This is a genomic window from Caenimonas sp. SL110, assembly GCF_001044395.1.
In the GTDB taxonomy this organism is placed as follows: Bacteria; Pseudomonadota; Gammaproteobacteria; order Burkholderiales; family Burkholderiaceae_C; genus Ramlibacter.
In genome coordinates, this window is sequence record NZ_JANU01000029.1 from 98,332 (window position 1) to 119,544 (window position 21,213).

A 21,213-nucleotide genomic window follows, 5' to 3' on the forward strand; every position below is an offset into this window, starting at 1 on the left:
GTCGCTCCGATGAGCCTGCAACAGCTTCTTTCGATCCTGCGCGCGCGTCGAGCGGTCGCGGGCCTTATCCTGCTCGCGACGCTGGCACTGGCGCTGGCCTGGGTCCTCGTGCGGCCCGCCAGCTACACCGCGCGCGCGCCGGTCCTGGTGGACGTGCGCCTGGACCCGGTGGCGGGCAATCCCTACCAGGGCGGTCTCGCACCGAGCTTCATGACCACGCAGATCGACATCATCAGGAGCGAGCGCGTCGCACAAGCCGTCGCGCAGAAACTGCCCAGAGACCAGGCGCCCATGAAGGCCCTGTGGGAAGAGGCGAGCAAGCGTCCCGATGGCCAGGCCTGGTTGGCCGATGCGATCAGCCAGCGCCTGGACGTCAAGCCTGCGCGCGAGAGCAACATCATCAACATCTCGTGGACCGGACGCACGCCAGCCGAAGCGGCGCGCGTCGCCAACGCGTTTGCGCAGGCCTACCTGGACACCAGCCTGGAGATCAAGACCGATCCGGCGCGCAAATACGCGGTCTGGTTCGACGAGCAGGTCAAGCTCGCCCGCGAAAAGCTCGAACAGACCCAGGCCCGGCTGTCGGACTTCCAGCAAAAGGCCGGCCTGTTTTCGGCCGACGTGCAGGGCGACTTCGAGACCGAGCGGCTCAAGGAGCTTTCAAGCCAGGTCATGGCCTCGCAAGTGCGCGGCACTGGCGCCGCGGCCGGTGCAGACGGCAGCCCGCTGGTGAACAACCTGCGGGCCGAGGTCGCGCGCCTGGAGGCCAAGGTGCAAGAGAGCAGCGCCACGCTCGGCCCGGCGCATCCGACCATGCAGCAGTTGCAGGCGCAGGTCGGCTCCTTGCGCAGCAGGCTCGCCAGCGAGTCGCAGCGTGTGGGAGTCACGGCCGGAGCTTCCCGTGAGGCCGGACGTGGGCGCGTCGCTTCGCTGGAGCGTGCGCTGGCAGATCAGAAGACCCGGGTGCTCTCGCTCAACAGGCAGCGCGGCGAACTCAACGTGTTGCAGCGCGATGTCGATACGGCCCAGAAGGCATTCGAGACTGTCAGTGCAAGCGCTGCGCAGTCGCACCTGCAGAGCATGACCAACCAGACCAATGTGATGCGGCTGGCCCCTGCGGTCGAGCCGTTGTTCAAGAACGGACCTTCGGGCGTTCTCGTTTTGTTGGTCGCTGCGGTCGCAGGAGCGATTTTTGCGATTGTGGGTGCCTTGATGCTGGAACTGGTCAACCGCCGCGTCCGGTCCGAGCAAGACCTGTCGGTCATCACGCAGTTGCCGGTTCTGGCGAGCGTGCCCGGAGGCAGGCGCACGGCGGCGCCGATGCGGTTGCCGTTCGTGCCCCGGCTCAGATTGGCCAACCGGAGTGTCCCCGCATGAGCAGCCAGATCTACCCACTGCCTTCCCGGGCGGAGTTCGACATCGTTGCCGCCACGCACGACGCGGCGCTGCCCATAGGCGCGCTGCTGGTCAAGTCCAGCCGCCTGACCGAAGACAACGTGCAGCGCATCCTGGACTACCAGAAGAAATCGGGCCTTCTGTTTGGTGAGTCAGGCGTGGCGATGGGCCTCTTGACCGAAGACGATGTGCGGGCGGCGCTGGCGCTGCAGTTCGGCCAGCCCTACGTTGGGTCCGACTCGGGCCTGGCCAACGAGCTGGTTGCAGCTAACGATCCGGCCAGCGAGGCGGCGGAGCACCTGCGTGTGCTGCGCAGCCAGCTCATGCTGCGGTGGTTCGAAAGCGATACGCGGCAGGCGGCACTCGCTGTGGTCAGTGCCAGTGCAGGCGAGGGCCGCAGCTACATTGCGGCCAATCTTGCCGTGCTCTTTTCGCAGCTGGGCAAGCGCACGCTGCTCATCGACGCCGACATGCGCAAGCCCCGGCAGCACAAGATGTTTGCACTTGCCGGACGCGCCGGACTGTCCACCGTGCTGTCGGGTCGCGCGGGCTGGGACGCCATCCATGAAATCAAGGCGCTGCCCTCCTTGTCCCTGTTGCCGGCCGGCGCAGTGCCGCCCAATCCGCAGGAGCTGCTTGCAGGGCCCGGGTTTGCTCGGCTGATCACCGCACTGCGTTCGACCTATGAGGTCATCCTGATCGATACGCCGGCCGCCACCCAATGGGCTGATGCGACCACCATCGCCTCGCGCGCGGGTGCAGCCTTGATGGTGGCCTGCAGGGATGCGACTTCGGTGCCGCTCCTCACCAAGGTCGCGCAGGACATGCGCCAGATCGGCGTAAGCATGGTCGGCGCGGTGCTGAACAACGCGCAGCCGCAATGAGCGCCGCCGCATCCGGGTCCGCACCCGAGGTCGGCGGGTGGCAGCCGCGATGGCGCAGCCTGGCGCAGGGCGTCCTGCGCGTGAATAGCGACCAGGGCGAGCAGCAACTGCTGGACACGCTCACGCAGCCGAGCGAGCCGCTGATGGTGGCGTTCGTGAATGCGCACGCGATGAATTCAGTGGCGCACGATCCGCGTTTCTATCGCGCGCTGATGGAAGCGGACATCGTGCTGCGCGACGGAATAGGGATGGACATTCTGTTTCGCCTGCTCAAGCAGGTGCCGGGTCTCAACCTCAACGGCACCGACCTGATTCCCAAAATCATCCGTCGTTACGCCGGACGGCCGATCGCGCTGTTCGGCACCCAGGAGCCGTACCTCGCCAGGGCGGCCGGGCGGGTGACCGGTGAGCTTGCGCCTGGCGGTGAATGCATCACGGCGCACGGATTCCTGGAGACGGCCGACTACCTGCGGCTTGCCGCTGCCCACAAGAGCGAGCTGATCGTGCTGGGCATGGGCATGCCACGGCAGGAGGAAGTCGCGGTCATGCTGCGCGCCGCGCTGGACCATCCCTGCCTGATCGTGTGCGGCGGCGCCATCATCGATTTTCTGGGCGGCAAGACGACGCGCGCGCCCAGGTGGGTGCGTGGCATGCATCTCGAATGGGCCTGGCGCCTGGCACTTGAACCCAAGCGCCTCTTCCGGCGCTACGTGATGGGCAACCCGCTGTTTCTGGCGCGTGCCTTTACACTGGCCGCAACATCTTCCAGAGCCGATCGAACGTCCTCCTGAACGCATGAACATCCTTCTCACGGGCGGTGCGGGCTACATCGGCAGCCATACCTATGTTGCGCTGCTGGAAGCTGGCTACACGCCGGTCATCCTCGACAATTTTTCCAACAGCCATCCGGCAGTTCTGGGCCGTCTGCAACGTGTTACCGACCGCCAGGTGCTGTGCGAAACCGGCGACGTGCGGGACACCGCCTTCGTCCAGGATGTGCTGCGCAAGCACAGCATCCAGGCCGTCATTCACCTGGCCGGCGACAAGGCCGTCGGCGAGAGCGTGGCGAACCCGCTGAAGTACTACTTCAACAATCTGGGCGGCGCCATCAGCCTGATGCAGGCGATGCAAGCGGTTGACTGCAAGGTGCTGGTGTTCTCCAGCAGCGCCACCGTCTATGGCGATCCGGCCAGCGTGCCGATCGCGGAACACTTTCCGCGCAGCCACACCAATCCCTATGGGCACACCAAGCTGGTGATCGAAGACATGCTGGCCGCCCAGTCGGCGGCCCGGCCCGACTGGAAGGTCGCGGTGCTGCGCTACTTCAATCCGGTCGGTGCGCATGCCTGCGGTCTGATCGGCGAAGACCCGGCCGGAATTCCCAACAACCTCATGCCCTACATCTCGCGCGTGGCGCTGGGCCAGTTGCCCTTCCTGGAGGTTTTCGGCGGCGACTATCCCACGCCCGACGGTACGGGCGTGCGCGACTACATCCATGTGTGCGACCTGGCTGAAGGCCACGTCGCCGCAGTCAGGGCAATGCTGGGCGGCAGCTCAGGCATGCAAGTGAATCTGGGCACCGGGCGCGGCTACAGCGTGCTCGAAGTGGTGCGCGCCTTCGAGCAGGCCAGCGGTCGCACGGTCCGGCATCGCATCGCCCCGCGCCGCCCGGGCGATGTGGCGCAGTGCTACGCCAACCCCGGTCTCGCAAGGCAACAGCTGGGCTGGCAGGCCCGGCGCACGCTGGAGCAGATGTGCGCTGACGCCTGGCGCTGGCAGAGCGGCAATCCCAACGGCTATCGCGACGACGCCTGAGATCCTGCGCAAGTGGATCCTGCGCAAGTGGCTGCTGCGGCGACAATACGCGCCATGGAAGAAGCAACACCCCAACCATCGCGCCCGGCGCTGCCTGACCGCCTCTGCGCCGATGCGCGCAGTCCCCATCACATCGCCGCCTGCTTTGAGCACGACATCGGCATTCGTTTCAATGGCAAGGAACGCCATGACGTGCAGGAGTACTGCGTCAGCGAAGGCTGGATCAAGGTCCCTGCCGGCAAGACGGTGGACCGCAAGGGCTTCCCGGTGATGATCACGCTCAAGGGCGCGGTCGAGGCCTTCTACAAGTAAAAGACCGGTCCGCGTCCCTTTCAGGATTTCGCGGCAGCCGCCGAAATCCCGAAGCACCGCTCGTGCATCCGGGCAATGCCGGCGAAGTACCGGGCCAGCGAAAAGTGCTGGTCATACAGGGCGCGCCCGTTGCTGCCCAGCGTTTCCATGAGGGTGCCATCGGCAAGCACTGCCTGCAGCTCGCGGGCGATTCCCGCAACATCGCCGGGCTGGATGAATCGCGTGTTGAGGTTGTCGGTCAGCACGGCCGACACTTCGCCGACCGGTGTGCAGACGACCGCCACGCCATTGGCCAGGGCTTCCAGGATCACCAGTGGCAGCACTTCGTCGTAAGACGGCAGCACCAGCACATCGGCCTGTGAAAGCAGGTGGGCGACCTGTGCCTGATCGCACATGCCCTGGAACCTCACGATGCCATCCAGGCCCAGTGCGCGTGCCTGCGCCTCGTAGGGTGCAATGTCGCCGCCGCCTGCGATCTTCACGCACAGGCGCTCGCGGTCAAAGCCGGGTTGTGCCACTGCCTCGATGAGGTCGGCGACGCCCTTGAGCTTGTCCAGCCGACCCAGAAAGAGCACATGGCGCACAGCCTGCGGGTCGAACTCGCGGCGGGGCACCACCGGCTCAGGCACGCCGTTGTAGACCAGCTCGACGCGCTCGGGTGGCACGCCCAGATCCTGCAGCACGAACTTGTGCGCCGAAGGCCCCAGAACCACCACTGCGTCGGCTGCATTGAAGACCCAGCGCGCGAACCACTGGAACGGCCGCGGAATGCGGTGGTAGAAATTCTTCATCTGCGCGTGCAGGTGCACGACCACCGGCACGCCGATGGCTTTGCACAGCACCACGATCGACCCCTTGCGAATGAGGCTCAGGCGCTCGGCGACGTTGACATGCACGCCGGCCAGGCGGCCGCTGATGCGGCCCATGATGATCCGCAGCAGCGCGACAAAAAGAAACCACGCCGAAAAAACGGCAGGCCCGCCACTGCGCGTGTCCAGCGGGCGCAACTGCGCGGCAGTGGCAGGCGGCTGCTGGTCCTGCGACTGCACCAGGTAATCCACGACCTTGTAGATGCCGCCGCAGACCGGGGTCCAGGGACTGGCCAGGTAGATGTAGCGCTGGCTGCGTGCGGTCGCTACGGGCTGCGTGATGGGGTTTGTGTGCATGCTGGGGGCCTAGGTGTACTGCTGCTGGCGAGCGGGGGTCTGGATGGAAGTCGGCGTTGGACCCGCGGGTCCGCACGCCTGGGGTTCACGAACGATGTGGCACGGTATGGCAGCGTCGGCGCGCTTGCGCGGGGTCAGGAGCCCTCGCACCATCCCGGCCGCATGAAAGCACCATGAGGTCACCGAATACGCAGCGCGGGGCCACGACTTCTTGCGCCACGCCATGAGGGCGAAGGGCGCAACCAGCAGGCCGGCGAAAAGTGCCGCGCGCGCCGGGGCGGAAACCGGCCAGAAGGCGATCGTGGCAAGCGTGATCCACCATGCAATCACCACGCAGTAGATGCGTAGCTCGCGCATGTCGCGCAGCACCAGCTTCATGTGGGGCCGTCCGATCGCGCCGCGAAGCAGCTCGCCAAGCCCGTCCACGTAGCGCGTGCGCCAGCGGCGCCGCAGCAATGCGTAAGGTGGGGCATCGTGGCCGTAATGGGTGACCGCATCGGCCGGAATGCGACCGAGTTTCCAGCCCGCGGCGCGCAGGCGCACAGCAAGGTCGAACTCTTCGTAGCTGTGCAGATTGCGGTCCGACAGGAACCCCGCCTCTTCGATGGCCCGGCGCCGGTAGAGACCGCCGCCGTCCAGGCGATCGACATCACCGGGTGACATGTGAGGCGCTGCGCGAAGCGCACGCTCGCGGTATTCAAGGCTGGTGAGGTTCTGCTCCACGACACGGCCGCCCACCCCCGCCACTTCGGGATGCTGTGCCAGAAAGCCGAGCGCCTCTTCCAGGAAGCCGGGGATCATTTGCATGTCGCCATCGAGCAGGTACACATACTCGCCCAGCGAGTGCTGGTAGCCCAACTGCGGTCCGACGCCGCAGCATCGCTCGCCGGCATGGGCCAGTCGTGCAATCCGGATCGGGTAGCGGCCCGCGAGTTCCACCGTGCGGTCGGTCGAGTGGCCGTCTGCCAGCACGACTTCGCCGCCGACTTGGCTCACGGCACGCAGGCTGCTTTCGATCGCCGCGCAGATGTTGGCCTGCTCGTTGTAGGCCTTGATGATGATGGAGACGCGGCAGGGCGGCAGGCCATGATCGCGCGCCGACGGGTTGCCTGAAGTTGGGTTGCTCATGGCTGGGTTCCCTGCTGCGCAAACACGTCTGCACGGCGAATGCGCCACTGTTGCCATCGTCCGGCAAGTTCTGCGGGCAGGCACAGCGCCATCAGGGCCGTCAGCTGCCAGCGCCGCCCATAGGCTGCGTAGCGTGCCTTGTAGAGCCAGCCGAGCGCCGCGCGCCGGTTGCCCGCTGTCAGTTGTTCGCGCGCCATCGTGATTTCCTGTTGCGCCACGAACCAGAGCGCCGTGTGGCGGCGGTCTGGAGCAATGGCACCCTGTAGTGCCGCGCGCCGCATGCGCTGCAGATAAGGCGCAAGCGTTCCGGCGTGCGCGCCGGCCAGGCCCCCCGCGACAGCGACTCGATAGGCACCGAGCGCCACAGGCAGCAAGGCGATCGGCGACTGGTCAGAAAGCCTGAACCACAGGTCGAGGTCCTCGCCGTAGGACTCGCCTGGCGCAAAGCACGGCTGCATCCGTTGCAGCAGCTCGGTGCGGGCCGCCACGGTGCCGGTAAAAAAAGGCGGGCTCTTCATCCAGCGTGTTCGCAGGTCGGTGACCAGTTCTGCGTCAGGGGCTGCGGCGGGCACTTCCCATGCCTGGATTCGGGCGCCATCGGGCTCGTCCATGCAGCGAAACCCCGCCGCCAGCACCTGGGCCTGCGGGTGCGCTGCGTGGGCCTGGGCCAGGAAAGCCAGCAATTGAGGATGGTGCCAGTCGTCGGCATCGAGAAAGGCGACCCAGTCGCCCTGCGCAAGCGCGATGCCCTGATTGCGCGCGGCGGAGACGCCGGCGTTTTTCTGCGTGACGAGCCTGACGCGCTTGTCGCCGATGGCGCGCACGATGTCGGGACCGTTGTCTGACGAGCCGTCGTCCACCACGATGATCTCGTGAACCGGCATCGTCTGGGCCAGCGCGGAACGCACCGCGCCTTCGACGAAGCGCGCCTTGTTGTACAGGGGAATGACGACCGAAAACTTCATAGGGCGCCCTGGTAGAGGTGGGAATGCCGGGTTGCGATCTGCGGCTTACGCAGGCCCGCCGCAGCGGCAATGGATACCAGCAGCAGCAGGTGTGAAAACAGCTCGTAGCCGTAGCCGAGCAACAGCAGGGGCACTTCGGTCATTGAACGCAGCGCCAGCGCAATGAACAGTGCCAGGCTCAGGCCGCCCGTATCGGGCGCATACCGGATCGACAGGACCAGCAGTACGGCGGCGTAGAACACCAGGCCGAAGGCACCCACGGTGCCCGAGCGGGCCAGCGTGTCCATGAACTGGTTATGCGCATTGGTGGCGTTGGGCATGCCGATGCTGGCGCGGAAGGCGTCGTCCCACAGCAGTGGTCCGTAGCCGAAGACCGGGCTTGCACGCCATTCCTCCATGGCCACTTCCCAGATGCGGTCCCGACCGGTCATTGACATGAGTTGCGCGCCCTGGTCCGTGCTCAGGAATCCGTCGGCCAGCGAACCCGCCTCGCCGGAAATCAGCAGTGCGCCGACCAGGGTGACGACCACGATGATCCCCAGGCACACGGCCACTGCGAAGGCCCCTTCGCGAGGATCGCCCATGCGTCGCCAGAAACCGGCGCCATTGCGCACGATGAGAACGCAGGCACTGCACAGGAAAAATGCGATCCATGCGGTCTTGGACTGGGCCATGAACAGAACCCCCAGCCCCAGGATCCAGGCGCCGGCGGTGAGCCAGCGATTCCTGTAGGGACGGTTTTGCAGCAGCAGCAAACAGATCTGCGCGAACATTCCCAACGCAACCGGGTGAGGCGCGAGACCGCCGTGGCGCGGCAGGCCCGGTATGAGGCCTTGCGTATAAGACGCGTCCATGACGAGCGAGGGATTGACCGGAATCAGCAGCGCACCTGCGGCCAGCAGGATCACCAGCGCATCGCGCGCGGTGTCCAGGATGCGGTCGCGCTCGGCAGCCGTGGCCAGCAGGACTGCGCCTCCTATCGCGATGGTGTAGAGATACTCGTGCGACACCTGCGGGTGGGCGCTGAGCAGGGCCGTGGCGGCGACGGTGCACAGCCAGTACGTCACATAGGCTGCGGTGAGCAGCGCAGAGGGCATGCGACGGTGCAGCATGATGTGATTGGCGATGCGTTCCGCCACGGCGATCATCAGCAGCACCGACACCAGGCGCTGGAGCCAGGGGGTGATGGCATGCCGGCTGCCCGATCCTGCGCCACTGGCGAGGTCGAGAAACAGCGTCGACAGATCTCGCCCTGACAGCAGGACATCAATCGCGCCCAGCGCGATCATGGCCGCAATGATCCAGTGCAGGTACCCCGCCGGACTGCGCCGGATCATGGATCGATCCCCTGCGCCGTGACGGGCATGCCCGCGGACAGCCGGGACACAAGACGCGGCGATACGCGGCTGATGGCGATCAGCGCCTGGTCGCCCAGAAGCGCAGGGCGCACCAGCAGCACCATCAGCATGGTGAGGACCGCGCAAGTTGCGCCCACCACCAGACCCACGCCGGGAACCGTGACCGAGGACACCGCGAGCTGGCCGGCGATCACGGCCAGCGAGCAGGCGGCTGCCAGCACGGCTCCACGCGCCACGAACGGCATGACCTGGGTCCAGCGCAGTTGCAGTGCCGCAAGCGCAGCGCCGATGATGACCATCGCCCGGGCGTAGATCACCAGCGCGGAGATGACCGCAACGCCCTGTATGCCTGCGGGGGCCAGGTACCACCAGGCAGGCGCGGCAATCGCCAGCAGGGGCAGTTGCAGAAGGTATTCCTGGTGACGGCGGCCCGTGTTCCACAGGACGGGCGTTGACAGGCCCCAGCACGCCCATGCGGGCAGGCAAAGAAAGAGCACGCTCAGCACCCACGCCGAGTCGGCCCATGCGGGGCCGTACAGCAGTGCGACCAGGTCGGCAGAAAGCAGCGCGGCAACGAATGCCACTGGCGTCGCCAGCACCAGGATGCAGGCCAGGCCGAGCAGCCAACCCTCGCCCAGGCGACGCGGGTCGTCCTGCAGCCTGGCCCCGGTGGCCAGGAAGGCGGGTTGCAAGGCGCCCAGCAGGAGCTGGTTGGGGATCGAAGCGAGGTTGTAGGCCATCGAATACAGCCCGACGAATTGCGCGCTCAGCGCGCGCCCTATCACCACGCGGTCGAGATTCGAAAGAAGCCAGTTCACGATGTTGGTGAAGAACACGGTACGACCCGTCTGGAGCGCCTGGGCCCCGCCCTCGTGCCGCAGCAGCGGCTTGACCGGGTGGGGCCGGGCGATGTAAGCGGCGACCAGGACGACGGCCGCCTGCACCACACATGCGACGCCCAGCGACCATGCGCCATACCCGGCCAGCGCCATTGCAACGCCGACGCCCAGGTAGCCGATGGCATAGCTGGCCAGCTGGATCAGGCCGAGCGTGCGGAAATTCAGGTCACGCTGCAGCAGGCAGGTCGCCGGTGCGCTGGCTGCTCCCAGCAGGCATGCCAGCGACATCAGCTGCACCATGGCGCGCACGCGAGGTTCGTCGAAGAACACCGCAATCGCAGGCGCGGCCGCGAACATCGCGCAGGCGGTCAGCAGCCCCGCAATGAGCTGCCAGGTGAAAGAAAACCGCACGTCCTCATCGGTCACCCGTGGCAGCAGCATCAGGTTCCAGCTGAAGCTCGTGCCCGAGAGAAACGAAGCGAACGTCAGGACCGTGAGGGCGATGCCATAGACCCCGAAATTCTCGGGGCCCAACATGCGTGCCAGTGCGATCTGCGAGCCAAGCTGCAGCACGAAGCGAGCCACGGTCGTGACCGCACTCCACTTGAGCGCGCGCTGCGCAAGCGCCGCCAGAGAGCCAGAGGTCATCGGTCGGAGGTGAGGAGCCGTCGCACGGCGATGCCAACCATCAGTGCCAGCGCTGCCAGCATCATGGATGTGCTGTTTCCATGCTCCTGCTGCGCGGGGTCACCCGCCAGCGGTGCCGCGATGGTTGCGCGCGCAACCGAAGCGCCCTCGCGGACCGGCAAGCCAATATCACTGGTTGCTGCGCCCGCTGCAGCGATGATGCCTGGACGCGCTGGTGCGACCTGCGAGCGCCCTTCGGCAGCTGCGGCCCGGGTCTGGCTTGCCTGGACAGCAGCGCGATGCGGCGGGTCGGTCTGAGCTGTTTGCGTGACCGGCAGGGTGTGGGCGCCTGCCGTGGAGGCAACGATGCAAAGCGCGAACGCAACCATCTGACTTTGCATGTGGGATCTCCTCGAAATGAATTTGAAAAGCCTGCATCGGTGCACCAGTCCTGATGGACGGCAACTGCAGAACCTCGTTCATCCTAGGAACCAGATGCAACTCAATGTGTAGGACTTGGTCGAATGTTCAGGTGCGCTGCGGTGAAGCGACCGGCAGGGGTGCGGACGGCCGCATCCAGCGGCGGGTCCACTCGCGCCCCGGCACTTCGATCCACCGGTAGGTGATGGCGCTGAAAGCCAGGGTCAATCCAAGCACGGCAGCGTAGAACAGCGTGCCCTCGAGGGCATTGCGCCCGAATGCCAGCACGAACTGCCCGTTGTCCAGGGGCATGGCTGTCCACAAATCCTGTCCAGCCAGCCGCTTGGCGATACGCGGAAAAATCATGACGAAAAAGATGTGCGTCATGTAGATCGAATAAGACACCATGCCCAGCCATCGAAGCACGGGCGTGCGAAGCAGCCTGCTCACCACGCCATCCTCGGCGGCAAACACCAGCACCGCAGCTGCAAAGACGAACGGGGCCATGAATGACCACACCCCCATGTCGGCGCAGGATACGAAAACGATCACTGCAGTGACCACCACCGCTTCGAGCAAGCTCATGAATAGCGAGCTGGTGGCAGCGGGTGCTTGCGGCAGCGCGCGGTGCAGGCGAAAACAGGCGACGCCCAGGGCAAAGCCGAACACGCAGCGGATGAGGCCCCAGTCGTACGTGGTGTTCATGCCGGACGTCGACAGCAGCAGCAACAGCACCGGGGCGGCCAGTGCAGTGAGCATCAGCATCCAGTTGCGCATGCCCAGCGATAACGTGACCATCGCAAAGATCACGTAGGTCCACAACTCGGTGGAGATCGACCAGGCCGGACCATTCCAGGTGAGGCTGTCATGAATGTTCAGGCTCTGCACCAGCAGCAGGTTGCTGAGTATGGCCAGCGGTTGTGTCTCGCCCGCAAACACCGAGACGTCCGACGCGTCCGCAGCGCCCCGGTACAGCCGGAACACCTCGAAGGCGACAAGCAGCGCCAGCATGAACAGGTGCAGCGGATAGACGCGTCCGACACGAAGCACGAGAAAGCGTTTGAGCTCGTCCCAGGTGCCCAGCCGGGTCGAATAATTGCAGGCAATGACGAAGCCTGAAAGCACGAAGAAGAAGTCGACGAAGAGATAGCTGTTCTGAATGAGCCCTGATGTGTAGAGCGGGCTGAAGCCATGAAAATGGAACAGGACGACCAGGCATGCGCAGATGCCGCGCCAGCCATCAAGAGCTTCGAATCTGTTGCCGGTCGGGGGTAGGGAAGATGCCATGTCCAGCAAGATTTTCCCTGTGTTCCGGGCCCAACGGTGCTTGCTTTCGAGTGCTGTCTGGGTTGTCCTACAGCAGCGCCTGGAATGGGGCTCCTAGCATGTGACCCATGCGCTACAACTCCAGCGAACACTCGAAGGTCCAGGCTGTGCAGCCGGAGGTTTCACGCGCCGAGGCGGACTATCAGCGGCTGCGTGCGGCCTACCTTGAACTGATGCGTGTGGACCCCACGCATGAGGTGGCGTTGGCAATGATTGGCGCAGACATGGACCGGGCGCATGCGCGTCTGCAGACCGTGATCGGCCTGCCAGCGCTTGCGTTTACACACGAGCCCAGCGTTGTCCTGCGACGCGATGCCGACCGGATCACGACAGACCAGGAGTGATCGTGATCCCCTACGATCTTGATCCCACCCTGCATGCGCAGCATCCGCATCCGCAGCGGCTGGATGACGGCTACTCGCCGCCGGACCTCAGCGAGCAGCAGATGCATGCCAGAATCATCACTGCACATGCGGATACCCCCGAGCAACAGGCACCGGACGGCAAGGGTCTGGGCAACAAAAGTCTCTTTTGAACATGGCCACACATCCCGTCGAACCCGAGCCGCTGCAGCCCGGGGCTGAACCCGAGCAACCCAATCCGACCCAGCTGCCGGTGGAGCCCGAGTTCGGTATTGCGCTGCCGCCTGCGGAGCCAGAAGACCCGGGCGCCACGCCACCGGTTGTTTGAGGAGCCGCTCGTGAGCACGCCCGCTGCCTCACCGGTGCCCGCTGCGCCGACTGCACCGCCTGCACATCCTGCACATCCTGCCCCTCACCCACCCAAGCCCGTCGATCCCGAACCCAGGCAGGAGCCGGAAGACCCGGAAAAAGGAAGCGTGCCGAACCCGCCTCCCGGCAAGAGCGATCACCCGGCCGGTTGACCCGGGTCTGGCTGCGCATCGCCGAGCATGGCCTGCGCATCGCCATCCGCGCCGGACACCGGCGTGGCCTTGGCCAGCGCCATCCAGACGCCAAACGGCAGGGCACTGCGGGTGCGCCGCTGCGCCGCTCTGGCCACCACCAGGCGATCGCCTTCGACCACCATCACCCCGCATTCGGCCGGCACCTCCTCGGGCTTGCCGATGCACCGGCCCCTGGCATCGTTGCCCAGCACATACCAGCACTCGCCCAGGTCCAGGTAGGACGCGCGCTTGGCAGCGTGCTTCAGGTCGCCAAGCAGGTCCGCACGCCGGACCTTGACCTCGTGGACGATGGGCTCGACGTAGTTGGCAACCGAGGTGTTGCGAATCGAAAAGACATCGGGTTTGGCGATGCACCATTTCAGCGGCTTTGCCGGGTCATCGTGGGGCACCTGCGCGCGCAGGCTGAGGCCCCGCCACGCAATGCGACCATTGCGTGTCATCTCCTGTGCGACCCGGGCGACCAGCGCCTCGTGGGCCGAGAACGCAGCGCGGTTGCTCACCAGCGTTGCCGCCAGCAAACGCAGGCCTGCGTCTGTGACCCGCAGCGATTCGTGACCCGAAGGCGCATGGATGCGGTCCAGCAGGCCGGCCGCGAGCAGCTCGATTTCCAGGAGGTCCTGCGAAGGCCAACCTGCGGAACGGTAGATCTCGCGCAACCGCCGCGCGTGCGCCTTTCCCAGGGACAGGGCCTGCGCCTGCGGCTGGGTGGTGATGGGTTGGATGGGGTGACTGGGTTGGCTCATGCCGCATTCGTCTGCACGGGTACTGCTGCGTGGCTGGCCAGTTTAGCGCGCAGAAGGTGTGCAGTAGGTGCGCTCCGACGGGGGGTGGCGCTGTTGACTGATGCGCGTGGCAAGGCGCGTTCACACAATAGGCCCATGCTAGAAAACGCCAAATACGGAATCACCGCGGTGCGCTATGCGGGCGCTGAAGTCATTGGAGCCATGATGGGCCTCATGGGCGACAGCGAAACCTGCTGGGATTTCAGTCCGACACCCGCCCGTATCACGGACGTGGTCGACAGGCTGATGGAAGGCGACACCGTCATCAGCCTGTTCCCCGGCCGTGACGGACGCCTGGCCGCAGGCCCTGTGGTCCTGGTCGATGTGCTGCCCGAAGGCACCGAGACGCTGGCGCTCGATGACGAGCAACCCGGCCGCTGCCTGCGCGACTTGCCCCGGTTCTAGGTCGCCGCTCCAGGTCGCGTGTCAGGCGATCCTTGCAGGCGCGCGCCTGCCCAGGGCCAGCAGGCCGGTTGAAAGCGCGGTGCCCGAGACGATCACTGCGCCGCAGATGAGCATCCAGCCGGTGACATGCTCATCCAGAAATGCCACGCCGTAGATCACCGCAAATACCGGAAGAATGAAGGTGACAGCGAGCGCACGGGGTGCGCCGGCGCGTTCGATCAGGCGGAAGTAAAGGATGTACGCAACCCCGGTGCACAGCACGCCCACCGCGGTCAACGCAAGCCACGCGCGTAACCCCGGCATCTGGTTCGGCCAGAAGATCGCGGCGGGTACTGCCAGCGCGATCGTTGCGCCAAGCTGGCTGCCCGCAGCCGTGACCAGAGCCGGGACACCGCCCAGGTACTTCTTCGCGGCGTTGGCTGAAACCGCGTAGCAAACCGTCGCCAGCAAACACGCGAGCACCGCAAAGCCCGGTGCCACGCCAGCCGCATCGGGCTTGAAGGTCGCCTTGTCCCATGAGAGCAGGGCGATGCCGATGAAGCCGATGGCAAGACCGGCAAGCCGTGAGGGCGTGGGCCTGTCCTTCAACCACACCCACGCCACCAGCGCGCCAAAAAGCGGCACGGTCGCATTCAATATCGCGGACATGCCGGTGGTGATCGACAGCAGCGCGAATGCGAAGCACACGAACGGCACGGCAGAATTGAAAACACCGATCAGGCAAATCAGCCTGCCGTCCTTGCGCAGTTGCGAACCCAGTCCCCGCATCATCACCAGCGGCAACAAGAACGCAGTGGCAATCGCCACGCGCACGAATGCAGTGGGTATCGCGCCGAATTCGACGACGCCGATACGCGTGAAAAGAAACGAGGCGCCCCAGATCGCGCCCAGCAACAGAAACTCAACAATCCAGTGGTTCAATTCGCGCCTTCAGGTCACGGCGCCAACGCTGCGCCTTCGAGTTGCAGCAGTGCGCTCTTTCGCTCGAGCCCGCCAGCATAGCCCGTGAGCGACCCGTCGGCACCCAGCACGCGGTGGCAGGGCACGACGATGCTCACCGGGTTGCGTCCCACTGCCGCGCCGACGGCCCGCACCGCAGCCGGCTTGCCGATGGACTGGCTGAGCAAGCCATAACTCGTGGTGCCGCCGCTGGGAATGCGAAGCAGCGCCTGCCACACCGACTGCTGGAATGCGGTGCCGTGTTGCAGGTCGAGCGGCAAGTCGAATTGCGCGCGCCCGCCGTTGAAATATTCGTCCAGCTGCGCGATCGCCTGTGCGATGAGTGGGTGGTCTTGCTGCAACTTCCAGCCGCTGCAATCGGGCATGTGGCGCTGGCCCTCGAACCACACACCTGCGATGCCTTGCGCAGTCGCCGCAATCGTCATCGGACCCAGCGGGCTCTGGTAGTTCGCCCGCACGATGGACGTGTCGAATCTCATGTGTCACTCCGGTTTCAAAGCGTCGCCCATGCGCGGATGACGGCGTAGCTGCGCCACGGCTTCCAGGCTTGCGAGGCAGCCTCGGCAGCGCGCGCACGGTTGGGTGCATCGAGAACGCCCAGCGCTTTTTGCAGGGCGATGTCGCCTGCGGGAAACGCATCGGGCCAGCGAAGCGCGCGCATCGCGATGTATTGCGCAGTCCAGTCACCGATGCCGGGCAAGGCTTTCAATGCGGCGATGGTGGCCTGTACGTCGGCGCCGCCATGCAGCTCGATGCGCTTGTCGGCGACTGCTTGCGCGATTGCCACGATCGCCGCCTGCCGCTGCTTGACGATGCCCAGTTGACCCAACGCATCGCCACTGGCGCTGGCAAGCACTGCGGGCTCCGGAAACAGGCGTGTCAACCCGGCAAAGGGCGTTGCAATCGGCTCGCCAAACCGCTCGACCAGGCGTTGGGCCAGCGTGCGTGCGGCGGCAACGGTGATCTGCTGGCCCAGCACCGCGCGAGTCGCGAGTTCGTAGCCACTGACGGTGCCGGGTACGCGCAGTCCATCGCCGGCAGGAAAGCCTTGATGCAGTTGTTCATTGATGGCCTGCGGATCGGCATCGAGGTCCAGCATCGCGCGAACGCGGTGGATCACCAGCGGTAAGACTTCACGCAGCGAATCGGAAATGCGCAGCGTGACCTGGCTGCGGTCTTCGTCAAAGCGGGCATCGAGCCAGCCGCTGTGCCGCTTGCCCGATACATCGAGTGACCAGGTGCGTGCAACGCTGCGTTGTTCGAGGTTCACCTGTTCGATGCCGGTCATGGCGCGCTTGTGCAGAAATTGCAGCATCGCCTGCACGTCGTATGGCGGGCGGTAGCCCAGGCGGATGGCAAAGCCTTCTTCGCCGGGTTTTGCAGCGCCCGCGCGCCGAAGGGCCGTGGGGTTCAGGCCGTAGTGTTCGACGAACGCGGCATTGAATCGCCTGACGCTCGAATACCCACTGATGAGCGCGACCTGCGTGACCGGCAGGTTGGTGTCGGCCAGCAGTTGCTTGGCCGTGAGCAGGCGCCGGGTCTGCAGGTATTGAACGGGCGACACGCCGAACTGCGCCTCGAAGATGCGGCGCACATGGCGGTCGGTCACGCCAAGCCGCGCGGCGAGCAACTGGGCCGTGGGCGATTCGCCGCCCCATGCTTCGGGTTCGTCGAGCAGGCGCGCCGCCTGATGAGCCAGGATGTAGCTCGCGTCCTGTATCGACCATGTCACCGAATGCGGGGCCAGCTCGGGCCGGCAGCGCAGGCAGGGCCGAAACCCTGCGCTCTCGGCCTGCGCGGCATGGCCGAAGAACCGGCAGTTCTCGCGCCGGGGCGTGCGCACACGGCACACCGGCCGGCAGTAGATTCCGGTGGAGGTCACGCCGGTAAAAAAACGACCGTCGAATCGCGCGTCGCGTGTCTTCAGCGCGAGGTAGCACGCATCGGGCTGAAGGTTGGACACAGGCGACGTCATAGAGGGGATGATAGAGAGTCGGCGCTGTGCCACTAGCCGTTTTCGGACATATCCATCCACCCTACAATTTTCCAATGAAACTCACACCTGCAATCTTCAAGGCTTACGACATTCGCGGCATCGTTCCCGCGACATTGAATGAAGAGGTGGCGCAAGCGCTGGGCCGTGCGTTTGGCGCGGCGGCCCTTGCCGAAGGCGAGACCACAGTTGCTGTCGGCAGGGACGGCCGCATCAGCGGACCTTCGCTGAGCGCGGCGCTCATCCAGGGGCTGGTCCAGGCCGGCGTCGATGTGATCGACATCGGCCCCGCCACGACACCCATGCTTTACTTCGCGGCGAGCACCTTGTGCGCGAGCGGCATCCAGGTCACCGGCAGCCACAACCCCAAGGACTACAACGGCTTCAAGATGGTCCTGGCCGGTCGTGCGATCTACGGCGACGAAATCCAGGCCTTGCGCGCGGCGATGGAAGCCGGCGCAACAGCCGACTCGCAAGCCAGGCCGGGCACCATCCGCAACATCAACATCCTCGCGCCGTACCGCGCGCGCATCCTGCAGGACGTGAAGCTCGCGCGGCGCATGAAGATCGTGGTCGATTCGGGCAACGGCATCGCCGGTGCTTCGGCGCCCGGCATTCTTCGCGCACTCGGCTGCGATGTGATCGAGATCTTCAGCGAAGTCGACGGCACTTTTCCCAATCACCATCCTGATCCGAGCAAGCCCGAAAACCTCAAGGACCTGATCGCTGCCATCCAGGCGCACGGCGCCGAGCTGGGTCTGGCTTTCGATGGCGATGGCGACCGGCTGGGCATCGTCACGCGCGGCGGCAACAACATCTACCCCGACCGCCAGATGATGCTGTTCGCGCGCGATGTGCTGTCGCGCGAACCCGGCGGCACCATCATCTTCGACGTGAAGTGCACGCAGCGCCTGGCCCCTGCGATCCGCGAAGCCGGTGGAGTGCCGCTGATGTTCAAGACGGGTCATTCGCTGATCAAGGCGAAGATGAAGGAGGTCAATTCGCCGCTGGGCGGCGAGATGAGCGGCCACATCTTTTTCAAGGAACGCTGGTTCGGCTTTGATGACGGCACTTACGCAGGTGCGCGGCTTCTTGAGATCCTGTCGAGAAGCGAAGACCCGAGCGCCGTGCTCGATGGCTTGCCGACCAGTTTTTCGACGCCGGAGCTCAACGTGAAGTGCGAGGAGGGCGAGGCGCACACGCTGGTGAAAGAGCTGATCGCCACGGCGAAGTTCGATGCGCCTGCGCAGATATCCACCATCGATGGCGTGCGGGTCGATTGGCCTGATGGCTTCGGCTTGATCCGTGCGTCGAACACGACGCCTGTGCTCGTGCTCAGGTTCGAGGGGCACACGCCCGAGGCGATGCACCGGATCGAGGGGCAGATGCTGGCGCTGCTGCGCAGCGTGAAACCCGATGCGCAGATCGAGGCGGCCGCGCATTGAGCAAGGCTGTCATGCCGGCCCCGATCCGGCATCCACCGCGAAGCGGCTACTGCGCCTGTTCGTCGATGGATTGCGGATCAAGTCCGCAATGACAACCGGTATTGGCTGTCATGCCGGACCCGATCCGGCATCCACCGCGAAGCGGCAGCTGGGTCCCAACAGGCACAATCGCGCCCTGTGAAGATCCTGATCGTCAAACTGTCCTCGCTCGGGGATGTGGTCCACGCCATGCCGGCGATACAGGACATTCGCCTGGCGTTGCCCAACGCGCAGATCGACTGGGTCGTCGAGCGCGGCTTCGCGCCACTGGCGGCGCTGTGCACCGGCGTGCGGCGGGTCATCCCCTGCGAGCTCCGGCGCTGGCGCAAGTCGCCGATCAGCAGCAAGACGCGCAGCGAGTGGCGTGCCTTCAGGGATGATCTTCATCGCGAAGCCTATGACGCAGTCATCGACCTGCAGGGCCTGACCAAATCAGCGCTGGTGTCGCGCATGGCAAAGCTCGCGCCCCTTGGCAAGCGTTACGCCATGGCCAACCAGACCGACGGTTCCGGCTACGAAGCCCCCACGCGCTGGGTCGCAGACGTGGCGGTTCGCATCGAGCCGCACATTCACGCCGTGGCCCGTTCGCGCGAGTTGTGCGCCAGGGCGCTGGGTTATCCGATCGGCCCGGGCACTCGCTATGGCCTGGGTAAGCTGGTGCCATCGGCCAGGGCAGACAAGTGCATCGCGTTTGTCCACGGCACATCGCGCGCTGACAAGCTGTGGCCGGGCGCACGATGGGTGACGCTCGGCGAGCAGCTGATCGCGCAGGGATTCAGCATCGGCCTGCCCCAGGGCAGCGATGAAGAGCACGAACGCGCAAGCCGCATCGCCGCTGCCTTGGGGCGGCGTGCCCAGGTCTGGCCGCGTGAAGACCTGCGCTCGGTCACTGCGCGCCTGGCAGCGTGCACCGGTGTGATCGGCGTCGACAGCGGCTTGAGTCACATTGCTGTGGCACTCGATTTGCCGCACGTGCAGATCTACAACTTCGACACCGCCTGGCGCACCGGCCCAGCCGGATCGGCGCGGCAGCAAAGCGTGTTTGCATCACCCGCGCCATCGCTCGAAGACGTGTGGAACGCGTGGTTGCGCGTGCGGCCATGATGCGCGCGCTGTACTCGCTGGTCGTCACGGCGGCGCAGCCGTTCCTGCGGCGCAAGCTGGTGCGTCGCGGCGCCGCCGAGCCCGGCTATCTGCAGGCGATCGACGAGCGGTTCGGCCGGTATGCGAAGCCTGCGCAACCCGCAGCCATCTGGATTCATGCGGTGTCGCTCGGTGAGACGCGCGCAGCAGGAATCCTGATCGATGAGCTGCGCAGGCTCAAGCCTGACGTGCGCATCCTGCTCACGCACGGCACGGCGACTGGGCGTGCCGAAGGCGAGCGCTGGTTGCGCCCCGGCGACGAACAAAGCTGGCTGCCCTGGGACACGCCGCAAGCCGTGAAGCGATTCCTGTTGCACTACCAGCCGGCGATTGGCGTGCTGATGGAAACAGAGATCTGGCCCAACCTCGTGGCCTGCGCCCGTGCGCATGGCGTGCCGCTGGTGCTGGCCAATGCGCGGATGAGCGCGAAGTCGCTGGCGGGCACGCGCAGGCTCGCATGGCTGTCGCGCCCGGCCTATCAGGCGCTTGGCGCCGTGTGGGCACAAACCCAATCCGATGCGCAGCGGCTGGCGCAGGCCGGCGCAACCGTCACGGATATTTTTGGCAACCTCAAGTTCGATGCCGCGCCCGATGAAGCGATGCTCGAACGCGGGCGCAAGTGGCGCGCGACTTCGGATCGGCCCGTGGTGATGTTCGCGAGTTCGCGCGAGGGTGAAGAGGCTCAGCTGCTTCGTGCGTTGGCTGCGAGGAAGCCAAGCGGTCAGCAGGTGCAGTGGCTCATCGTTGCGCGCCATCCGCAGCGCTTCGATGAAGTCGCGGCATTGGTGAAGCAAGCCGGCCTGTCGGTGTCGCGCCGCAGCGAGTGGGGCGCGCAGCCGGCGCCCGCCGATGTGTGGATCGGAGACTCGCTGGGCGAGATGACGCTGTACTACGGCATGGCCGATGTCGCTTTGCTCGGCGGCAGTTTCGAGCCGCTGGGCGGACAGAACCTGATCGAAGCGGCGGCCTGCGGCTGCCCGGTGGTGATGGGGCTGCATACGTTCAACTTCGCGCAGGCCGCAGAACTTGCGCAGGAAGCAGGCGCCGCGTTGCGTGTGAATGACATGAATGAAGGTGTGGAGCGTGCCATCGCGCTGTGCCTGGACCCGGCGCAGCGCGCTCGCGTGGCGGTTGCCGCGCGTTCATTCGCAGCCAGTCACAAAGGCGCAGCCGGCAAGACCGCCGCTGCGGTGTTGGCGTTACTTCCGAGCTGATACACCGGCTGTCATGCCGGGCTTGACCCGGCATCCACCGCGAAGCGGCAGCGGCCGTTGAAGTCATGGGTT

24 protein-coding genes are annotated in these 21,213 nt (G+C 65.6%); 13 read left to right on the forward strand and 11 right to left on the reverse strand.

From position 1 onward, the window contains the following. Positions 1-9 precede the first annotated feature (9 nt). The 5 genes from AQ12_RS14145 to AQ12_RS14165 are packed head-to-tail and all read left to right on the forward strand — an operon-like array spanning position 10 to position 4,406. Positions 10-1,377 carry a Wzz/FepE/Etk N-terminal domain-containing protein gene (locus AQ12_RS14145; RefSeq protein ID WP_048440566.1) on the forward strand — a complete coding sequence of 456 codons (1,368 nt, stop codon included), beginning with the start codon at positions 10-12 and terminating at the stop codon, positions 1,375-1,377. Further along, positions 1,374-2,279 (forward strand): chain length determinant protein tyrosine kinase EpsG, encoded by a 906-nt coding sequence (gene epsG / locus AQ12_RS14150; protein ID WP_082151601.1) that lies wholly within the window; start codon positions 1,374-1,376, stop codon positions 2,277-2,279. Before AQ12_RS14145 ends, epsG begins: the two co-directional genes overlap by 4 nt. After that, complete coding sequence (locus AQ12_RS14155) at positions 2,276-3,070, forward strand: WecB/TagA/CpsF family glycosyltransferase (protein ID WP_048440567.1); 795 nt, start codon at positions 2,276-2,278, stop codon at positions 3,068-3,070. The genes epsG and AQ12_RS14155 overlap by 4 nt, the downstream gene beginning before the upstream one ends. A gap of 4 nt (positions 3,071-3,074) precedes the next feature. Continuing rightward, a complete protein-coding gene (gene galE / locus AQ12_RS14160) occupies positions 3,075-4,094 on the forward strand; it encodes a UDP-glucose 4-epimerase GalE (RefSeq protein ID WP_048440568.1) in 1,020 nt (339 codons plus the stop codon). Positions 4,095-4,148: 54 nt separating this feature from the next. Continuing rightward, positions 4,149-4,406, forward strand: coding sequence for a DUF3297 family protein (locus AQ12_RS14165; RefSeq protein ID WP_048440569.1), 258 nt, complete (start codon positions 4,149-4,151; stop codon positions 4,404-4,406). A 20-nt stretch (positions 4,407-4,426) separates the two neighbouring features. Here AQ12_RS14165 and AQ12_RS14170 read toward each other — a convergent pair whose 3' ends face one another. The 7 genes from AQ12_RS14170 to AQ12_RS14200 form a co-directional block, all read right to left on the reverse strand. Next, a complete protein-coding gene (locus AQ12_RS14170; RefSeq protein WP_048440570.1) occupies positions 4,427-5,572 on the reverse strand; it encodes a glycosyltransferase family 4 protein in 1,146 nt (381 codons plus the stop codon). A gap of 9 nt (positions 5,573-5,581) precedes the next feature. Continuing rightward, on the reverse strand, positions 5,582-6,700 hold the full coding sequence (locus AQ12_RS14175; protein ID WP_048440571.1) for a glycosyltransferase family 2 protein: 1,119 nt from the start codon (positions 6,698-6,700) through the stop codon (positions 5,582-5,584). Beyond that, the gene (locus AQ12_RS14180) at positions 6,697-7,665 is read right to left on the reverse strand and encodes a glycosyltransferase family 2 protein (protein ID WP_048440572.1); all 969 of its coding nucleotides are present in this window, start codon (positions 7,663-7,665) and stop codon (positions 6,697-6,699) included. The genes AQ12_RS14175 and AQ12_RS14180 overlap by 4 nt, the downstream gene beginning before the upstream one ends. Continuing rightward, positions 7,662-9,002, reverse strand: a complete 1,341-nt coding sequence (locus AQ12_RS14185; RefSeq protein WP_048440573.1) for an O-antigen ligase — start codon at positions 9,000-9,002, stop codon at positions 7,662-7,664. The genes AQ12_RS14180 and AQ12_RS14185 overlap by 4 nt, the downstream gene beginning before the upstream one ends. Continuing rightward, the gene (locus AQ12_RS14190) at positions 8,999-10,510 is read right to left on the reverse strand and encodes an oligosaccharide flippase family protein (protein WP_048440574.1); all 1,512 of its coding nucleotides are present in this window, start codon (positions 10,508-10,510) and stop codon (positions 8,999-9,001) included. Before AQ12_RS14190 ends, AQ12_RS14185 begins: the two co-directional genes overlap by 4 nt. After that, on the reverse strand, positions 10,507-10,890 hold the full coding sequence (locus AQ12_RS14195) for a hypothetical protein (RefSeq protein ID WP_152682801.1): 384 nt from the start codon (positions 10,888-10,890) through the stop codon (positions 10,507-10,509). Before AQ12_RS14195 ends, AQ12_RS14190 begins: the two co-directional genes overlap by 4 nt. 127 nt (positions 10,891-11,017) lie before the next feature. Continuing rightward, positions 11,018-12,196 (reverse strand): acyltransferase, encoded by a 1,179-nt coding sequence (locus AQ12_RS14200; protein WP_048440576.1) that lies wholly within the window; start codon positions 12,194-12,196, stop codon positions 11,018-11,020. 107 nt (positions 12,197-12,303) lie between these two features. On the opposite strand from AQ12_RS14200, the gene AQ12_RS14205 reads away from it, so the two are divergent. Genes AQ12_RS14205 through AQ12_RS22820 form a run of 4 tightly spaced genes read left to right on the forward strand, consistent with a single transcriptional unit; the run spans position 12,304 to position 13,118 of the window. Then, a complete protein-coding gene (locus AQ12_RS14205; RefSeq protein ID WP_048440577.1) occupies positions 12,304-12,579 on the forward strand; it encodes a hypothetical protein in 276 nt (91 codons plus the stop codon). Then, on the forward strand, positions 12,576-12,770 hold the full coding sequence (locus AQ12_RS14210) for a hypothetical protein (RefSeq protein WP_048440578.1): 195 nt from the start codon (positions 12,576-12,578) through the stop codon (positions 12,768-12,770). Before AQ12_RS14205 ends, AQ12_RS14210 begins: the two co-directional genes overlap by 4 nt. Before the next feature lie 2 nt (positions 12,771-12,772). Then, a complete protein-coding gene (locus AQ12_RS22815; protein ID WP_152682802.1) occupies positions 12,773-12,925 on the forward strand; it encodes a stereocilin in 153 nt (50 codons plus the stop codon). 10 nt (positions 12,926-12,935) lie between these two features. After that, positions 12,936-13,118, forward strand: a complete 183-nt coding sequence (locus tag AQ12_RS22820; protein ID WP_152682803.1) for a hypothetical protein — start codon at positions 12,936-12,938, stop codon at positions 13,116-13,118. On the opposite strand, the gene AQ12_RS14215 is transcribed toward AQ12_RS22820, so the two are convergent. Then, a complete protein-coding gene (locus AQ12_RS14215; RefSeq protein ID WP_048440579.1) occupies positions 13,103-13,903 on the reverse strand; it encodes a hypothetical protein in 801 nt (266 codons plus the stop codon). The genes AQ12_RS22820 and AQ12_RS14215 overlap by 16 nt on opposite strands. Before the next feature lie 135 nt (positions 13,904-14,038). Between AQ12_RS14215 and AQ12_RS14220 the strand changes: the two genes are divergently transcribed. Then, the gene (locus AQ12_RS14220) at positions 14,039-14,347 is read left to right on the forward strand and encodes a hypothetical protein (protein ID WP_048440580.1); all 309 of its coding nucleotides are present in this window, start codon (positions 14,039-14,041) and stop codon (positions 14,345-14,347) included. A 21-nt stretch (positions 14,348-14,368) separates the two neighbouring features. Here the strand turns inward: AQ12_RS14220 and AQ12_RS14225 are convergent, their stop codons facing one another. From AQ12_RS14225 to AQ12_RS14235, 3 genes are read right to left on the reverse strand one after another with little or no spacing between them, the layout of a single operon-like run. Then, a complete protein-coding gene (locus AQ12_RS14225; RefSeq protein ID WP_048440581.1) occupies positions 14,369-15,268 on the reverse strand; it encodes a DMT family transporter in 900 nt (299 codons plus the stop codon). Between the two features lie 14 nt (positions 15,269-15,282). Next, positions 15,283-15,786: a methylated-DNA--[protein]-cysteine S-methyltransferase gene (locus AQ12_RS14230; RefSeq protein ID WP_048440582.1), complete on the reverse strand. Its 504-nt coding sequence runs from the start codon at positions 15,784-15,786 to the stop codon at positions 15,283-15,285. Positions 15,787-15,800: 14 nt separating this feature from the next. Then, complete coding sequence (locus tag AQ12_RS14235; RefSeq protein ID WP_048440583.1) at positions 15,801-17,282, reverse strand: DNA-3-methyladenine glycosylase 2 family protein; 1,482 nt, start codon at positions 17,280-17,282, stop codon at positions 15,801-15,803. A 74-nt stretch (positions 17,283-17,356) separates the two neighbouring features. Here AQ12_RS14235 and AQ12_RS14240 point away from each other — a divergent pair, with 74 nt between their 5' ends. The 3 genes from AQ12_RS14240 (at position 17,357) to AQ12_RS14250 (ending at position 21,141) form a co-directional block, all read left to right on the forward strand. Then, positions 17,357-18,745, forward strand: a complete 1,389-nt coding sequence (locus tag AQ12_RS14240) for a phosphomannomutase/phosphoglucomutase (RefSeq protein WP_048440584.1) — start codon at positions 17,357-17,359, stop codon at positions 18,743-18,745. Between the two features lie 177 nt (positions 18,746-18,922). Next, positions 18,923-19,888 (forward strand): lipopolysaccharide heptosyltransferase I, encoded by a 966-nt coding sequence (gene waaC / locus AQ12_RS14245; RefSeq protein ID WP_053076741.1) that lies wholly within the window; start codon positions 18,923-18,925, stop codon positions 19,886-19,888. After that, on the forward strand, positions 19,885-21,141 hold the full coding sequence (locus AQ12_RS14250) for a 3-deoxy-D-manno-octulosonic acid transferase (RefSeq protein ID WP_082151607.1): 1,257 nt from the start codon (positions 19,885-19,887) through the stop codon (positions 21,139-21,141). Before waaC ends, AQ12_RS14250 begins: the two co-directional genes overlap by 4 nt. The last annotated feature ends 72 nt before the right edge of the window (positions 21,142-21,213 follow it).

What these genes read in the sequence shown, in the direction of transcription:
- AQ12_RS14145 (WP_048440566.1), top strand. Translation starts at nt 10, where the DNA reads ATGAGCCTGCAACAGCTTCTTTCGATCCTGCGCGCGCGTCGAGCGGTC.
- epsG (WP_082151601.1), top strand. Translation starts at nt 1,374, where the DNA reads ATGAGCAGCCAGATCTACCCACTGCCTTCCCGGGCGGAGTTCGACATC.
- AQ12_RS14155 (WP_048440567.1), top strand. Translation starts at nt 2,276, where the DNA reads ATGAGCGCCGCCGCATCCGGGTCCGCACCCGAGGTCGGCGGGTGGCAG.
- galE (WP_048440568.1), top strand. Translation starts at nt 3,075, where the DNA reads ATGAACATCCTTCTCACGGGCGGTGCGGGCTACATCGGCAGCCATACC.
- AQ12_RS14165 (WP_048440569.1), top strand. Translation starts at nt 4,149, where the DNA reads ATGGAAGAAGCAACACCCCAACCATCGCGCCCGGCGCTGCCTGACCGC.
- AQ12_RS14170 (WP_048440570.1), bottom strand. Translation starts at nt 5,572, where the DNA reads ATGCACACAAACCCCATCACGCAGCCCGTAGCGACCGCACGCAGCCAG.
- AQ12_RS14175 (WP_048440571.1), bottom strand. Translation starts at nt 6,700, where the DNA reads ATGAGCAACCCAACTTCAGGCAACCCGTCGGCGCGCGATCATGGCCTG.
- AQ12_RS14180 (WP_048440572.1), bottom strand. Translation starts at nt 7,665, where the DNA reads ATGAAGTTTTCGGTCGTCATTCCCCTGTACAACAAGGCGCGCTTCGTC.
- AQ12_RS14185 (WP_048440573.1), bottom strand. Translation starts at nt 9,002, where the DNA reads ATGATCCGGCGCAGTCCGGCGGGGTACCTGCACTGGATCATTGCGGCC.
- AQ12_RS14190 (WP_048440574.1), bottom strand. Translation starts at nt 10,510, where the DNA reads ATGACCTCTGGCTCTCTGGCGGCGCTTGCGCAGCGCGCGCTCAAGTGG.
- AQ12_RS14195 (WP_152682801.1), bottom strand. Translation starts at nt 10,890, where the DNA reads ATGCAAAGTCAGATGGTTGCGTTCGCGCTTTGCATCGTTGCCTCCACG.
- AQ12_RS14200 (WP_048440576.1), bottom strand. Translation starts at nt 12,196, where the DNA reads ATGGCATCTTCCCTACCCCCGACCGGCAACAGATTCGAAGCTCTTGAT.
- AQ12_RS14205 (WP_048440577.1), top strand. Translation starts at nt 12,304, where the DNA reads ATGCGCTACAACTCCAGCGAACACTCGAAGGTCCAGGCTGTGCAGCCG.
- AQ12_RS22815 (WP_152682802.1), top strand. Translation starts at nt 12,773, where the DNA reads ATGGCCACACATCCCGTCGAACCCGAGCCGCTGCAGCCCGGGGCTGAA.
- AQ12_RS14215 (WP_048440579.1), bottom strand. Translation starts at nt 13,903, where the DNA reads ATGAGCCAACCCAGTCACCCCATCCAACCCATCACCACCCAGCCGCAG.
- AQ12_RS14220 (WP_048440580.1), top strand. Translation starts at nt 14,039, where the DNA reads ATGCTAGAAAACGCCAAATACGGAATCACCGCGGTGCGCTATGCGGGC.
- AQ12_RS14230 (WP_048440582.1), bottom strand. Translation starts at nt 15,786, where the DNA reads ATGAGATTCGACACGTCCATCGTGCGGGCGAACTACCAGAGCCCGCTG.
- AQ12_RS14235 (WP_048440583.1), bottom strand. Translation starts at nt 17,282, where the DNA reads ATGACGTCGCCTGTGTCCAACCTTCAGCCCGATGCGTGCTACCTCGCG.
- AQ12_RS14240 (WP_048440584.1), top strand. Translation starts at nt 17,357, where the DNA reads ATGAAACTCACACCTGCAATCTTCAAGGCTTACGACATTCGCGGCATC.
- AQ12_RS14250 (WP_082151607.1), top strand. Translation starts at nt 19,885, where the DNA reads ATGATGCGCGCGCTGTACTCGCTGGTCGTCACGGCGGCGCAGCCGTTC.